This window comes from Cytobacillus sp. FSL W7-1323 (assembly GCF_038595015.1).
GTDB classification, from domain to species: Bacteria; Bacillota; Bacilli; order Bacillales; family Cytobacillaceae; genus Cytobacillus; species Cytobacillus kochii.
This window is the reverse complement of the sequence record NZ_CP151998.1, coordinates 2,685,809-2,701,726: the sequence shown is the minus strand read 5'-3', so window position 1 is coordinate 2,701,726 and position 15,918 is coordinate 2,685,809. Positions and strand designations below refer to the sequence as shown.

The window sequence follows — 15,918 nt, the reverse complement described above, 5'->3', positions numbered from 1 at the left end:
TATGGAAACAAAGAGGATAAAACAAATACTTTCATCATCGAGTGATGTAGAAGTTCAATACAATGGAACTTCTGTATGGATAGATAAGTTACATGAAGATGATAAAACAGTTACTGTTCATTTAAGAGGAATTCCTTTAGAAGAAAGAACAGAAGTAGATATTTCAGACCTTAATGAAGTGTAATTACAATTCAACATGTTAGAGTGTAGGTAGATACTGCTACCTACCTTTTTATTTATAGTGGAGAAATGAACCATATTTAAAATTTCTTTCACTTTACATAGGGTACCGGGGTATAATATAATATGTGTAAGGGAGGCGATTCAATGGGATATGAAGAAGATCAGGTAAGAGAAGAAACAATGTGCCTAGAGCATGCAGATAGACGAAGTCATCATTCAGATAAAGTAAAAAAGAATTTAGTCACTCGATTGAATCGTATCGAAGGACAAATTCGAGGTATTAAAGGTCTAATTGAAAAAGATACGTATTGTGATGATGTGATTACACAAATATCCGCAACACAATCTGCCTTAAATAGTGTCGCTAAGATTTTACTTGAAGGTCATTTAAAAGGGTGTGTCATTGATCGGATAAATGAAGGTGACGAAGAAGTGTTAGATGAATTTCTTATTACAATTCAAAAATTAATGAAAAAATAGGAGGATTTTAAACATGGAAAACGTAATTTTACATGTAGAAGGAATGTCTTGTGGTCACTGTGTGAAAGCGGTGGAAAGTAGTGTTGGTGAACTTAAAGGAGTAGACACGGTTAAAGTAGATTTAAATAGAAAAGAAGTCAAAGTTGCTTTTGATGCTTCATCTGTAAAGCTTGATCAAATTAAAGAAACAATTGATGATCAAGGTTATGAAGTTAAATCTTAATCGTGCAGCTTTGCACGATTTATTTTAAATGTTTATATAGGGTAGTAGGGTATAGTATTTAAAGAAAGGTGTGGTAGGAGCATATGTCTAATCAAGACGATTCTCACCAAAAAATTCATTTGCCAATTACGGGAATGACTTGTGCTGCCTGTTCTGCGCGAATCGAAAAAGGGTTAAGTAAAATGGATGGTGTAAACGAAGCGAATGTGAATCTCACTTCTGAAATAGCAACCATTTCCTATAACCCTCAAATAGTAGGAGAACATGCATTTCAGCAGAAGATTAAAGATCTAGGCTACGAAGTTGTTTTAGAGAAAGCTGAGTTTGATATTTCAGGAATGACTTGTGCTGCTTGTTCTGCGCGAATCGAAAAAGTTTTAAATAAACAGTCCGGTATTGCGCAGGCAAACGTGAACTTAGCTTTAGAAACAGGTACTGTAGAATACAATCCTGAACAGGTTTCAGTTGAAGAAATTATTGCAAAGGTAGATAAGATTGGGTATAGCGCTTCGCTAAAAACAACAGCCAGTGCAAATGATGTGAGGGAACAGCATATTAAAAAGCAGCAAAAGAAATTTATCGCTGCTGCTATCCTTTCTCTACCATTACTTTGGACGATGGTTGGGCATTTTGAATTCACTTCATTCATTTTTCTACCAGATTTTTTAATGAACCCTTGGATACAGTTAATTTTGGCGACACCTGTACAATTTATTATCGGTTGGCAATTTTATACTGGTGCATATAAATCATTGAAATCTGGTAGCGCGAATATGGATGTACTTGTTGTATTAGGTACTTCTGCAGCTTACTTTTATAGTTTGTTTCTAACATTACAATCGATGAATGCAACACATGGTCATCATGTTGAGCTCTATTATGAAACGAGTGCGATTATTATTACCCTTATTTTGTTAGGGAAATTATTTGAAGCACGTGCAAAAGGAAGATCATCAGAAGCAATAAAAAAATTAATGAATTTAAAGGCTAAAAAAGCCGTTGTATTAAAAGAAGGGAAGGAAACCATTGTCCCTGTTGAGCAAGTAATGCAAGGCGATATGGTTATCATTAAGCCTGGTGACAGAATTCCTGTAGATGCAGTAATCATTGAAGGGCATTCAGCAGTTGACGAATCAATGTTAACAGGAGAAAGCGTGCCAGTTGATAAGAAAGCTGGTGATGAAGTAATAGGAGCAACTGTAAACAAAAATGGCCATTTAACAGTTGAAGCAACAAAGGTTGGAAAAGATTCAGCGCTTGCGCAAATTATTAAAGTAGTCGAGCAAGCACAAGGGTCAAAAGCACCTATTCAGCGGTTAGCCGATAAGATTTCGGGCATCTTTGTTCCCATTGTGGTAGCTATTGCCCTTGTTACCTTCTGTATATGGTTTCTTTTCTTGCAACCGGGTGATGTAGCTAGTGCGTTAGAAAAAATGATTGCTGTACTCGTCATTGCTTGTCCTTGTGCACTAGGATTAGCGACGCCTACTTCAATTATGGCAGGGTCTGGCCGTTCAGCCGAGATGGGTGTTTTATTTAAAGGTGGAGAGCATCTCGAGATGACACATGAAATTACAACTGTTGTGGTTGATAAAACAGGTACTGTTACAAATGGTCAGCCTGTATTAACCGATATCATAGTCGAGCCTGGAACAAATGAGGCCCATTTCCTTTCCATTGTTGCTGCGAGTGAGAAGTCATCTGAACACCCTCTTGCTGAAGCCATTGTGAAAGGGTTAGAGGAGAGAAATATAGAAAAAGTAAAAAGTGAATATTTCGAAGCGCTACCGGGTTATGGTATCTCTGCGAAAGTTACAGGAAAAGATGTACTGATTGGTACAGTTAGATTAATGGTAGAGAATGGGATAGACTCCTCTTGGTTCTCGAAACAAATGAAAGAATTAGAAGGTGAAGGAAAAACAGCTATGCTTGTGGCTATTAACGGTAGAGCAAAAGGCCTCCTTGCTGTAGCTGATACGATAAAAGATTCATCAAACGAAGCGATTCAAAGGCTACATGATATGGGGTTAGAAGTTATTATGATGACTGGAGATAACCAGTTAACCGCACAAGCCATTGCTAAAGAAGTAGGTATATCAAAAGTCATTGCAGAAGTCTTACCAGAAACGAAAGCAGAAGAAGTAAGAAAGCTACAAAGTCAAGGGAAAAAGGTAGCGATGGTAGGAGATGGTATTAACGATGCCCCAGCATTAGCAACTGCCGATATCGGCATGGCTATCGGTACAGGTACAGATATTGCCATGGAAGCAGGAGACATTACACTTATGCGTGGTGATCTAAATAGTATTGCTGATGCAATCATGATGAGTAAAAAAACCATTCGTAATATTAAACAGAATCTTTTTTGGGCGTTTGGCTATAATACAATCGGTATTCCTATTGCAGCTGCAGGTTTCTTAGCACCATGGTTAGCAGGTGCTGCGATGGCGTTTAGCTCTGTGTCCGTTGTATTAAATGCACTTCGTTTGCAACGTGTAAGATAAAAATAACAAGTTCCGTATGAATTTCTATAAAACATTCTATACAATAAACTGAATGAGAAAAACAAGCTAATTTAAATAGTTAGTTTGTTTTTCTATTTTTATAGAAGACATGAAGAAGATTGGTAAAAAAATTTTGTCCTTTAAGATAAATTATTTTCTTTTAATATGGAATATACCTTTAATTAATTTTTGCCCCACAACTTTAACACCATTGATTTATTTCAACAATTCTATGATTTTTTAATTTATTTACCAAAAAACTATTACTTTTCTGGTTTAAGCATACTCGTTTGAAGGTAAAAAAGTAGAGTTGGTCAGCTTGAACAATTTTTAATGGATTTCAAGACTTTTTTACACAAATAAGAAATGCTATTATTTATTATGGTCTTAAATTTACCGCTAAAAGAACGAAATGTATATTTTAGATTTAGATAAAAGAAATAAATTGTATTCTATGAAATGATGTGATATGATTACTCATACAATCTCAGATACAATATATAGTTATTTTTTTACTTCTTAACAACTACATATAGTAATTGGTTGAAGGAGTCCAAATGGACTTAAAATGGGAATCCGGATAAGCCGGAGCTGTACCCGCAACTGTAAGTGTGACGAAAAGAGGAAACCACTGTTCTTTTGAAAGAATGGGAAGGCTCTTAGTAGATTGATACACAAGCCAGGATACCTGCCTTCTTAATCAAAAGTTTCAATTCTTCGGGGCTTGAGAAGATGAAACGACAGTTGATGAAAAGAGTGTATTGTACACTTGTATTTATACTGTCGTTTGATCCGCTCAAGGTGTAACTGGGGCGGTTTTTTTTATGCCTAAATTTGATAGAAATAGTTTGAAGGAGGAAGGAATTTGAAAACAATGATTGATACGACAGTCAATTTTGAACAATTATATCAACAATTCAACAACTTACCAATTAGTGCGTTAGAAAAGCGTGCAGATCAATTAAATCACTTAGAGTTAGATAGTTTCTACGATCAGTTAATACTAGAATGTCTTTCTTACATAAATGTTAATGAACCTGATTGGACATATGTGGCTGCCCATTTATATTTAAAGAAGATTTATCAACAAGCAGCTGAGAACCGAGGGTACAGTGGTCAGGCTTATGGTGATTTTCATTCTTTAATTCAACAATTAAGTGATATTGATATTTATAGTCCTATTTTATTATCTAGTTATACAAAAGAAGAAATTGATGAATTAGGCAAAGAAATTGTCCCTGAAAGAGATCAGCTCTTTACTTATCTCGGGATCAAAATGCTTACGGATCGTTATGTAGCAAAAGATCGCAAAAAGAGGATTTTTGAATTGCCTCAAGAACGCTGGATGGTTATTGCAATGATTCTTATGCATCAAGAAGAAAAAAATCGGCTGCAATTAGTAAAAGAAGCTTACTGGGCAATGAGTAACTTATTTATGACCGTAGCTACACCAACTTTATCTAATGCAGGTAAGAATTGGGGACAACTATCTAGCTGCTTTATCGAAACAGTTGATGATAGTCTAGATTCAATTTATGACAGTAATACAGACATTGCTGCACTATCTAAAAATGGTGGTGGAATCGGCGTTTATTTAGGTAAGATTCGTAGTAGAGGTAGTATGATTAAAGGGTTCAAAGGCGCTTCATCTGGGGTGCTTCCATGGATGAAACAACTAAATAATACAGCTGTAAGTGTCGATCAACTTGGACAAAGACAAGGGGCAATTAGCGTTTATTTAGACGTTTGGCACAAGGATATCTTCTCTTTCCTTGATGCAAAGTTAAATAATGGTGATGAAAGATTACGTACACATGATTTATTTACCGGTGTATGTCTACCTGATTTATTCATGGAAAAAGTAGAAGAGCGTAGTAACTGGTATTTATTTGACCCACATGAGGTTCGACAAAAAATGGGCTTCTCACTAGAAGATTATTATGATGAAGAAGTTGGTGCAGGTACTTTTAGAATGAAATATCTAGAATGCGTCAATAATGAAGAGCTATCGAAGAAGGAAATTCCTGCTATCGATATTATGAAGTCTATCATGCGTAGTCAATTAGAAACTGGAACACCATTTATGTTCTATCGGGATGAAGTGAACCGTATGAATGCAAACGCACATGCAGGTATGATCTATTGTACAAATCTTTGTACTGAAATCGTTCAAAATCAAAGTGTAACAACAAGAGAAGAAGAGTATACAAAAGATGGTAAAATTGTCATCGAGAAAACACCTGGAGATTTCGTCGTATGTAACCTGTCTTCTATTAACCTTGCCAAAGCAGTGAATGAAGCAGTCATAGAACGATTGATTCCTATTCAAGTAAGAATGCTGGACAATGTAATTGATATTAATAAAATCCCTGTTATCCAAGGGCAGTTAACGAATAAAAAATATCGCGCGATTGGCTTAGGTACTTTCGGCTGGCATCATTTATTAGCTACTAATAAGGTCGTTTGGGAAAGCCCTGAATCATTAGAATTTGCAGACCGACTTTACGAGAAAATTGCTTACTTAACAATTGAAAGTTCTATGAATCTAGCTGAGGAAAAGGGAGCCTACCCCGCATTCAATGGTTCAGATTGGCAAACAGGTGCCTATTTCGAAAAAAGAGATTACCTGAATGCTGATAGCGAACTTGATTGGCAAGGACTAATGGAAAAAGTGAGAGCAAAAGGAATTAGAAACGGCTATTTACAAGCGGTAGCACCAAATGCGTCAACTGCATTAATTGCAGGTAGTACACCGAGTATTGATCCAATCTTCAACAAGCAATACTCAGAGGAGAAAAAAGACTATCGTATTCCTGTAACTGCACCAGACCTAAACGCTCAAACTACGTGGTACTATAAATCTGCTTACCATATCGATCAAAAATGGAGCATTGCTCAAAATGCGAAACGTCAAAAGCATATTGACCAAGCAGTGTCATTTAATCTTTATATTAAAAATACGATTAAAGCAAAAGAATTATTAGATCTTCACGTATCGGCATGGAAAAACAGGCTGAAAACAACGTATTATTTACGTTCTACTTCCACAGATATTGAAGATTGTGAATCATGCTCTAGCTGATTTCACCGAGAGGAGAATGAAATAAATGAACACTTTAAATAAACGTCCCATTATGAATCATGAAGCACCAAACCGTTCAACAGGTATTATTAATGGAGAATGTTCGAACGTTTTAAACTGGGATGATGTAAGATTTTCCTGGGCTTACCCTAAATATAAAAAGATGTTATCTAATTTCTGGACACCATTTGAAATTAATATGTCTCAAGATATTAAGCAATTCCCTGAGTTATCTGAGGACGCACAAGAAGCCTTTTTAAAGATTATCGGTTTACTAGCGTTACTAGATAGCATTCAAACTGACTATGCTGGGAAGACAGCAGATTATTTAACAGATTCTAGTCTTTCAGCGTTAATGATTATTCTTGCACAACAAGAAGTTATTCATAATCACTCGTATTCTTATATTCTTTCTTCGATCGTTTCAAAAAGTAAGCAAGATGAGGTCTTCGATTATTGGCGTACAGAACCAACATTAAGAGAACGAAATGATTTTATTACAAATGGTTATAAAGATTTTGTAAAAGAACCGACGGCGGAAAATATGTTAAAATCAATCGTTTATGATGTAGTATTAGAAGGCTTATTCTTCTATTCCGGTTTCGCTTTCTTCTATTATTTAGCGAGAAATCAAAAAATGGTATCTACATCAACGATGATTAACTATATTAATCGTGATGAACAAATTCACGTTGATTTGTTTGTGAAAATCTTTAAAGAAATCTTAAACGAGCATCCTGAATTAAACACACCAGAATTGCAACAATTTGTAAAAGATACCTTTAGAAAAGCTGCAGATCTCGAAATTGAATGGGCACGTGAGGTAATCGGTGATAAAATGGATGGTATTCTTATTACTGACCTTGAAGCATACATCAAATTTTATGCCAATGTCCGCAGTAATCAATTAGGATTTGAACGACCGTTTGAAGGATTTCGTAAAAATCCACTCCGTTGGATTGTTGCTTATGAAGAGGTAGATCAAGGCAAATCTGATTTCTTCGAACAAAAATCAAGACAATATACAAAAGTGAATCAAGTCGATAATGGATTTGATGAATTATAAGTTTTATAATAAACCTTGCATATCATATGCAAGGTTTATTATTTCTTCTTAATAATTGAAGAAATGATAAGCTTTAAGAAGAAGAGGTGTTTCTTGTGAGAAAAATTTTAATTGTTGATGATGATCAACATGTTCGCTATTTAATGAAGGATAGTTTACAAAAAGAAGGCTATCAAACCACTGAGGCAAAAGATGGACAGGATGCGATGGCAATATTAGAAACGGAAGTAGTCGATCTTGTTATTGCGGATATAATGATGCCGAACATGGATGGCTATCAACTAACAAAAACGATTCGTAGGGATTTTGACCTCCCGATTATCCTGCTTACGGCAAAGGGACAATTAGATGATAAAGCAAAGGGATTTTCAGTCGGTACAGATGATTATGTGGTAAAGCCATTTGAGCCGAAAGAGTTATTATTCCGTGTCAATGCTTTATTACGAAGATATGGTAAGGTAGGAACAACGAGTATCAAGCTCGACCGATTATATATCAATAAAAAAAGCTATGAAATTGAAGTGAGCAATAAAACCTATCTATTACCACTGAAGGAATTTGAGTTATTATATTTTCTGGCCGCTAACCAAAATAGAGTGTACAGTAGACAGCAATTAATTGAACAAATCTGGGGCATTGATTTTTCTGGGGATGAAAGGACCGTTGATGTACATATTAAACGTTTACGTAGCCGCTTATCTAAGTTAGAGGTGGATGTAATAATAAAAACGATTCGTGGTATCGGTTATTCATTGGAGATAGCCAAATGAAAACACTTTACTCAAAAATTGCTCTCACAACCATTTGTATTATGCTTCTAAGCAGTGTCATTTCATTTATTTTGAGCAATGCATATTATCAACAAACATTAAAGCCCAAAAACGATGCCAAAGTGACAGAAATGGCGAAAGCTACTATTACCTTCATGGAGGAGAATCCACAAATCAATAAGGAACTATATCTTACGCATATCAGCTCTTTTGGTTATCAAATATTTGTAACTGATGGTCTTGGAGAGGAATCTTTTTATGGAGCGGAGTATCGCGAACATAATTTAAGTAGTGCTGCTGTTCAACAAGTCTTGAATGGTCGGATTTATCACGGTATTAATCTCTTTCCACATGCTACATTTGTGACCGGTTTTTTTGCTAACGAACTTAAAAATACTGTCGGTGTACCATTTACTTATCAAGGAAGGGAGTATGCTCTTTTTCTCAGACCTGACATTTCCCTTTTATTTAGCGAAATGCACATTATGTTTGCTTGGTTATTGATTGGTATCCTCTTATTAAGTATTTTATTCGTGTTCATCAGTACAAAGTATATTGTAAAGCCGATTAGAAAGTTAAATGAAGCAACAACAGTAATTGCTAATGGAGAGTACAGTATTGAGTTACCTACTAATAGAAAAGATGAAATTGGTTCTCTTACTCAAAGTTTTATGAAAATGACGAAAAAATTAGAAGCAGCAAATGAAATGCGCAAAGAATTTATTACAAATATCTCACATGATATTCAATCGCCTTTATCAAATATAAAAGGTTACTTACATCTTTTTAAGGAAAAGAAAAGAACAGATGAAGAAATGAATCAAATGACTATGATGGAAGAAGAAGTAACCCGTTTGTCTGTTTTAACAAATCAATTGTTATTATTATCTTCTATCGACTATAGGAAAGATATGGTGAATATCGTTTTATTTAATATGAGTGAACAACTAAAGTTAGTGATTAAACAATATCAGTGGCATTTAGAAGACAAAGGCATGATGCTAAGTTATTCATTGCCTGAATGTATGATCGAAGGGGACCCCTCCTTGCTTTATTCTGTTTGGGAAAATTTACTCACAAATAGCATTAAATATGGAAAGGAAAATGGGGATATTTCCATTATTCTTATAGAAGAAGGGGGCTGGATAAAAGTACAATTTCAGGATAATGGTATTGGGATGAATCAGGAGGAAATGAAAAAGGTTTTCAATCGTTTTTATCGTTCCGACCTTTCTAGAAATCGTTCCATTGCTGGTTCTGGCTTAGGACTTTCCATTGTTTATTCAATCGTAGATCTTCACCAAGGAGAAGTGCGAGTTGAAAGTGAAGAAGGAGAAGGAACGATTTTTACAATTATGCTACCAAAACAATCGAATTAGTAAAACATTTCTATTGTAAACCATTGTTCATACTCCGTTCATATTCATTCTATAACCTTATTTTGTCAGTCATAAAAGGTGAGATAGGACATATGATGACAAAATAAAATCAAATGAATGAAGATGAAAAGGGTGAGTGTCAATTGAATAAATTTAGCAAAATATTACTCAGGTTTTCTGCTATCTTTGCAGTGATAGGTGCTTTTCTAGGATCACATATGGCCGGAGCAGGTAGTTATGCTTTCAAACCCATCCATGCTCATAGTTTAGTTGTTGGCTGGCTATCACTTTTCGCATGGGCGGTATATTATCAATTATTTACTCCGAAGCTAAGATTCCTTGCAAAATTACATGTCACTAGTGCCATTATCGGCACCATTGGTTTAACAACTGGAATGGCTATGTTTATCTTTAAGCCAGGTTTTATGCCAGAGATGATTAATACGGTTTTTTATATTGTTGGAGGAAGTATCCTATTGATTAGCTTTGTTCTTTTCTTATTACTTACTTTTACAAAACATGAAAGTGATATTAAAAAATAGCTTTCAGCTATAGGTTTTAGAAAAAATAAATGACGCTTAGAAATTGATATGTGGATGGTGAGTTCTTCTTGTTGACTTCATACCAATAGGGGTATAGAATATGAGGGTGAATATAACATCCTAGGGGGAAAAATGCTTACGTTTATTAGTATACTCTTAATCATTTTACTTTTGACTTTTATATATAGTAGATATTTGCCGGTATTAGGTGTGAAGGCACAAGTGTTACAAGACAATCATGATAGTGATGTTCGGATTGTTGATGTGAGAGACTATAATGAAAAAGTAGATCAGGCTCATCATCGTCTCCATATTCCAATTGCTTATCTCCATCGCTTTTATCATGAAATCGATGGAAAGAGCGTACACGTTATTGCTTCATCAAAAATAGAAAAAAACATGAGCATTCGATTTCTTAGAAGAAAAGGATATAAGGTGTCAGGATACACACTATGCAATGAATGTTGAACAATATAAATATAGAAAAGTAGTGCCACAGATTAAGTAATCTGTGGTTTTTTGTTGAAATGTAATTTCATTTGTTTCTAAAACTGTAAGAAGTGTGATATAAGGGCGAATTCTTGCTTTTAGAAAAAGCCCCCAGAATAAAAATATCCTAAATGAGAGAATCGCTGCTCTCAGACGAAACCCCAAGAATGAGAGCGCCGTATAAGTAATAGTTCCTTTGCAAAACAGAAAATAACAGTTAATAACCACAGCTCAAATTTTGAATAACGCTGCAAAATAAAATCCTCTTCTACACACTACGCTCAAAAAAATACTTAAATACTCGTATTTTCTACATTAATTATTCTCTCATTTAGTTTTCTTAACTTTTCTTCATTCATTTGATACTGCATGATGAGTTGTTGTATGGCGAGCATATTTTCTTCAATTTTAAGGTGGTTGTCATTCAATGTATATTGTGTTCTTAAATGAAAATAGTCCTCTTCATTAGGTTGCTTTGATGGCTGTTTCAGATGCAGTATAGTATCTTGCAATAATCTCATTAAGTAAGGTGATGGTGTAAGCTCTTTCAAAGAAAGGTTTACAAGCTGGAATAAGTGGATGAACGCTTGTTTTAGGATATTTAAATGCCTTTCTTTCTGCCTTAGGTAAAATACATCCTTCCTAGAAAATTTATGAAAGCGCCATTCATCTTTTTGATATTGTATCAGCTGTTGGTAATGTGCTATTTCTTCCTCAATCTTTGCAATGACTTGTTTGATCTCGTTTCTGCTGCTATTTCCTTGTTTGATGTTGTTCGTCACATATACAAGAATATTTTCCATACGATTCATTAACTGAGTAGACGTTTTGCTTATTTTTAGTAAATAATTCGGGGGTAAAATAAATATATTTACACAAGTTGAAATTAATAAACCAAGTGTTGTACCTCCAAGTCTCATTAACAATGTTGCCATATAAGCTTCTTGGACAATTGATATCATGGCCATACCGGTTAAAGCGGCAACAAGTAGGCCATCTTCTAGTTTTAACTTCGTACATATCATCAAAGTGAAAACGGCTGTTAGAGCGTAAGCCAACGAACTATCTGAAAAGATAAAGGTAAATAAAACGGCGAAAGAAGCTGCAATAGAAGAAGCTTGAAATCTAGCTGGTGCTTTGCGAATGGATTCTTTCGCCGTAGGCTCAATCGTAACGAGAGCGGTAATGACTGCAAAGGTTGGTGGCCATGTAAATAGCTGACATAGAAATGCAGTAATAAAGACAGAAATGCCTGTTTTGAAAATTCGTCCTCCAAATAGTCTGATCATAGTTAGTATCCTCTTTCTATTTGCCTTACATTTATAATGAAGGAAGTTTAAGTAAACACGCTGCATTAACAGAATGACCAATTGAACCTTTTTCAATCACAAGAAAGAAAAAAATATAAAAAAGAGAAGGCTCATTTGTAATTCCTCCTATCGGTATTTTGGGCAGTTATAGAGAAATTATTGCAAACAAGTAGATTTGAAATAAAAATGTCATACTATGTTCGCTTTTGTTTGGTTTTAATTGGTAAAACAGAGTATGGTATACTGAATAATAAGAATACTCTATTAATAGGGAGGGCAACTCTATGATTCAATTTCCAAAACCTGAGATGGATCAGTTTTTAAAAACGTTAAGCATTAATGATTTTGTCGTCAATTCCGATGAGTCCCAAGTTGTGTTTAGTACAAATTTAAATGGCTACTATAATTTATGGGCAATGAATTTGCCGCAACAATTTCCAGTTCAGTTAACATTCAAAAATCAAGTGTGCATGGGTCTCCTCTATGATAAAAATAGCAAGTTTATACTTGCGGGTTTTGATCATGATGGGGATGAGTGTGCGCAATATTATGCAGTCCATCCAAGTGGTGGGAAATTGAAACAACTAATCAATAATGAAAAAACGAGGAATTTTAATCCCTTATTATCAAAAGATAGCCAATATTTATATTATAGTTCGGGTAAAGATAATCCAACTTATTTAAATGTTTATAGATATCATATAGAAACGGAGAAAGAAGAACTTTTCCTAGAGGGTAAAGAAGGTATGACCTTTCTAGATAGTTGGAGTCCAAATGAAGAGAGTTATATTTCATCTACTGTATATGCCAATACGCATTCTCTCTCTTATGTACATACGGAAAGTGAAAAGCTTTGTTTAACTGAAAAAGAGGAAGAGGCGCATACTGTAACTGGATCATTGTTTACTACGGAAGACACGATTTATTTGATCACCAACTTTAAAGAAAATTTCACTTATTTGGCCGAATTTAATATCATGACAAAGCAATTTCGTAAAGTCATCGGGCTTGACCATGAAAGTTTCTCTTCCATTCATTATGATAAGCGTAATCACATCATCTATTTAACTTCCGAAAAAGGAGTGGAGGATTTTCTTTATGCTTATTCACTAGATCATAATACCTTACAAAAGATAGAAATCCCTTGTGATATCATTGAAAAATTAGTTGTTCATGACTCAGGAAATTTATATCTTTTAGGAAGAAGCGCTATTAAACCGCATAATATTTATCAATTCAAAAAGGGTGAAAAGTGGAAGCAGTTAACTGAATATCACGTACCAGGTGTGGAAGAATCAGAGCTTGTCGAGCCGACAACGATTTACTATCCTTCATTTGATGGTTTAGAAATTGAAGCATTATGGTTTGAAGCAAATAAAGAGGTAAATAATGGCGAAGTTATATTTTGGCCACATGGTGGACCCCAAGCAGCAGAGAGAAAATCTTTTCGTTCCTATTTTCAGTTCCTTATCAATCATGGATATAGCATCTTTGCCCCTAATTTTAGAGGGTCAACGGGTTATGGGCTGTCCTTTATGAAAATGGTAGAGGGTGATTGGGGAGATGGTCCTAGGTTAGATAATATAGCTGGTATAGAGTGGCTCATTGAAAAAGGTTATACAAAGAAAGGTGACATTCTATTAATGGGCGGAAGCTACGGCGGATATATGGCACTACTTTTACATGGTAGACATCCAGATTATTTTAAAGTGGTGGTCGATATCTTCGGACCTTCTAATTTATTTTCGTTTATAGAATCAGTTCCAGAAGATTGGAAACCGATTATGGATCAATGGGTTGGAAATCCCATAAAAGATAAGGAAAAACTCACTGAATATTCCCCTATTACTTATTTGGAAGCTATGACTAAACCGATGCTCGTTATTCAAGGAGCAAATGATCCCCGTGTAGTGAAAGAGGAATCTGATCAAATTGTGCAAGCATTGAGGGAAAAAGGACGTGAAGTTAAGTATATTTTATTACAAGATGAGGGACATGGATTTTCTAAAAAAGAAAATGAGCAGCTTGTGTTTGAAGAAGTTCTCTCTTTTTTTGATCAACACACAAAGAAAACCGCCGATACGAATAGTTAATCCACGTTCCAAGCTAGGAGGAAATATAGTGAAATTATTTCCTCTATTTTCTTACCATGTGAAGAGGTGAAGATAGTAGATGATTGTAAAGAATCGTAGTCTTTTATTGACAGTAGAGACAACGCTCACTGGTGAGATTATTTCGATGAGCGAATCATTACGTATCTTGATAAAAGGGAAGCCTTCTACATATATTGACGACCTATTTCCTAGATGGAATGCGTATGGTAATGAAAAGATAAAGGTTGCCTTTTTAACGGATGAAGATTTTCTTCTGTTTATCAGAAGTCAATCAGGACAACATCACTACTTATATATAGGGATTCTATCTTCCGAATTGTCTCAATTAATGAATAAAGTAAGTGACTTGATGAAGGCAAATACGCTACTAGAAGCAATAATAGAAAACTCTTACGATGGTATTTATTTAACCGATCGAAACGGTAATACCATTTTAACCAATTCCGCAATGGAGAGAATTACAGGGATCCCAAAAGACTATTATATGAACAAAAAGGTCGATGCTTTAATTGAAAGAGGAATTCTCGAGAGTTCGTTAACGAAAAGGGTGATAGAAAAGAAAGAAACGATTTCACATGTCCAATTTAATCGAGCTGGCAATGAGTCGTTGCTTCTTACAGGAAGTCCAGTTTTTGACGATACGGGTGAAGTAGAAAGTGTTGTCACAAATATTAGAGATTTATCACAGTTGATAGAACTACAAAATGCTCTAAAAGAAGCAAATAAATTAAACCTCTCTTACCGTCAAGAAATTGAAAGGTTAAAACAAAACATTAACATACATCAGCAATCGATTGTCATAGAAAGTGAAAAAATGAAGCATGTATACGAAACCGCTGAAAGGATTGTTAATGTGGATGCCACAGTTCTTCTTCTTGGTGATACAGGCGTAGGAAAAGATGTTCTTGCTAAATATATTTACGAAACAAGCAATAGAAGAATGAAGGGCAAATATATTAAATTAAACTGTGGTGCGATTCCAGAAGAATTAATTGAATCTGAGTTATTCGGTTATGAAAAAGGTGCTTTTACAGGTGCAGATAAACAAGGGAAACCAGGGATGTTTGAACTAGCCGATGAAGGGGTTTTATTTTTAGATGAGATTGGGGAATTACCGTTGGCTTCACAAGTCAAATTGTTAAGAGTTATTCAGGAAAAGGAAATCCAACGGGTAGGCGGAACGAAGACGAAGAATGTAAATGTAAGGCTCATTGCTGCGACCAATAGAGATTTAAAAGAGATGGTGAATAAAGGTCTTTTTCGCGAAGATCTATATTATCGATTAAATGTGATTACCATTGAAATCCCTTCTTTAAAGGATCGGCGGGAGGATATTTATCCTCTAATCGAATATTTCTTAAAACAGACGAACGAAAAGTATCATTTCAACAAGGATCTACATAATGATGTAAAAAAATTTTTATATCATTATCAATGGCCAGGCAATATTCGTGAATTAGCCAACCTAATTGAGAGATTGGTTATTGTCTCACAAGAGTCTATCATTACAATGAATGATCTTCCACCAGAATATCAGCGAGAAATAGATTTTCCATATGAAAATGAAAAAATAGAGACATTAAAGGATGTAGTAGAAGCAGCAGAAAAAAAAGCTATTATGAAAGCTTTAAAAAAATGTACAACAACCTATGAGCTCGCATCCGCTTTGCATACAAGCCAGCCGACAATTTCAAGAAAGCTTAAAAAGTATGGAATAGAGTTGATTCATTTGTGAATCAACTCTATTCTTTTTTGAATCAAAAAAGTAAGCGTTTA

General features: G+C 34.9%; 13 protein-coding genes and 1 riboswitch. Of the genes, 12 read left to right on the top strand and 1 reads right to left on the bottom strand.

What is annotated here, in order from left to right:
- Nucleotide 1 precedes the first annotated feature (1 nt).
- From MKX67_RS13625 to MKX67_RS13580, 10 genes are all read left to right on the top strand, one after another.
- Complete coding sequence (locus MKX67_RS13625; protein WP_095372961.1) at nucleotides 2-184, top strand: H-type small acid-soluble spore protein; 183 nt, start codon at nucleotides 2-4, stop codon at nucleotides 182-184.
- 143 nt (nucleotides 185-327) lie between these two features.
- The gene (locus tag MKX67_RS13620) at nucleotides 328-663 is read left to right on the top strand and encodes a metal-sensitive transcriptional regulator (RefSeq protein ID WP_095372962.1); all 336 of its coding nucleotides are present in this window, start codon (nucleotides 328-330) and stop codon (nucleotides 661-663) included.
- 13 nt (nucleotides 664-676) lie between these two features.
- Nucleotides 677-886, top strand: coding sequence for a copper chaperone CopZ (gene copZ / locus MKX67_RS13615; RefSeq protein WP_095372963.1), 210 nt, complete (start codon nucleotides 677-679; stop codon nucleotides 884-886).
- Nucleotides 887-969: 83 nt separating this feature from the next.
- Nucleotides 970-3,390 (top strand): heavy metal translocating P-type ATPase, encoded by a 2,421-nt coding sequence (locus MKX67_RS13610; RefSeq protein WP_095372964.1) that lies wholly within the window; start codon nucleotides 970-972, stop codon nucleotides 3,388-3,390.
- A gap of 530 nt (nucleotides 3,391-3,920) precedes the next feature.
- Nucleotides 3,921-4,101: riboswitch (cobalamin riboswitch) on the top strand.
- 163 nt (nucleotides 4,102-4,264) lie between these two features.
- On the top strand, nucleotides 4,265-6,472 hold the full coding sequence (locus MKX67_RS13605; protein WP_095373661.1) for a ribonucleoside-diphosphate reductase subunit alpha: 2,208 nt from the start codon (nucleotides 4,265-4,267) through the stop codon (nucleotides 6,470-6,472).
- Nucleotides 6,473-6,497: 25 nt separating this feature from the next.
- A complete protein-coding gene (locus MKX67_RS13600) occupies nucleotides 6,498-7,538 on the top strand; it encodes a ribonucleotide-diphosphate reductase subunit beta (protein WP_095372965.1) in 1,041 nt (346 codons plus the stop codon).
- A 95-nt stretch (nucleotides 7,539-7,633) separates the two neighbouring features.
- Complete coding sequence (locus MKX67_RS13595) at nucleotides 7,634-8,308, top strand: response regulator transcription factor (protein WP_095372966.1); 675 nt, start codon at nucleotides 7,634-7,636, stop codon at nucleotides 8,306-8,308.
- The gene (locus MKX67_RS13590) at nucleotides 8,305-9,687 is read left to right on the top strand and encodes a HAMP domain-containing sensor histidine kinase (RefSeq protein WP_095372967.1); all 1,383 of its coding nucleotides are present in this window, start codon (nucleotides 8,305-8,307) and stop codon (nucleotides 9,685-9,687) included. The genes MKX67_RS13595 and MKX67_RS13590 overlap by 4 nt, the downstream gene beginning before the upstream one ends.
- A 143-nt stretch (nucleotides 9,688-9,830) precedes the next feature.
- Nucleotides 9,831-10,229 carry a hypothetical protein gene (locus MKX67_RS13585; RefSeq protein ID WP_095373662.1) on the top strand — a complete coding sequence of 133 codons (399 nt, stop codon included), beginning with the start codon at nucleotides 9,831-9,833 and terminating at the stop codon, nucleotides 10,227-10,229.
- Nucleotides 10,230-10,361: 132 nt separating this feature from the next.
- Complete coding sequence (locus tag MKX67_RS13580) at nucleotides 10,362-10,697, top strand: hypothetical protein (RefSeq protein ID WP_095372968.1); 336 nt, start codon at nucleotides 10,362-10,364, stop codon at nucleotides 10,695-10,697.
- 314 nt (nucleotides 10,698-11,011) lie between these two features.
- Here the strand turns inward: MKX67_RS13580 and MKX67_RS13575 are convergent, their stop codons facing one another.
- Complete coding sequence (locus MKX67_RS13575) at nucleotides 11,012-12,007, bottom strand: aromatic acid exporter family protein (protein ID WP_157733956.1); 996 nt, start codon at nucleotides 12,005-12,007, stop codon at nucleotides 11,012-11,014.
- Between the two features lie 305 nt (nucleotides 12,008-12,312).
- Here MKX67_RS13575 and MKX67_RS13570 point away from each other — a divergent pair, with 305 nt between their 5' ends.
- Together MKX67_RS13570 and MKX67_RS13565 are read left to right on the top strand one after the other, a co-directional pair.
- Complete coding sequence (locus MKX67_RS13570) at nucleotides 12,313-14,121, top strand: S9 family peptidase (RefSeq protein WP_095372970.1); 1,809 nt, start codon at nucleotides 12,313-12,315, stop codon at nucleotides 14,119-14,121.
- Nucleotides 14,122-14,200: 79 nt separating this feature from the next.
- Nucleotides 14,201-15,877 carry a sigma 54-interacting transcriptional regulator gene (locus tag MKX67_RS13565; protein WP_095372971.1) on the top strand — a complete coding sequence of 559 codons (1,677 nt, stop codon included), beginning with the start codon at nucleotides 14,201-14,203 and terminating at the stop codon, nucleotides 15,875-15,877.
- Nucleotides 15,878-15,918: the final 41 nt, after the last annotated feature.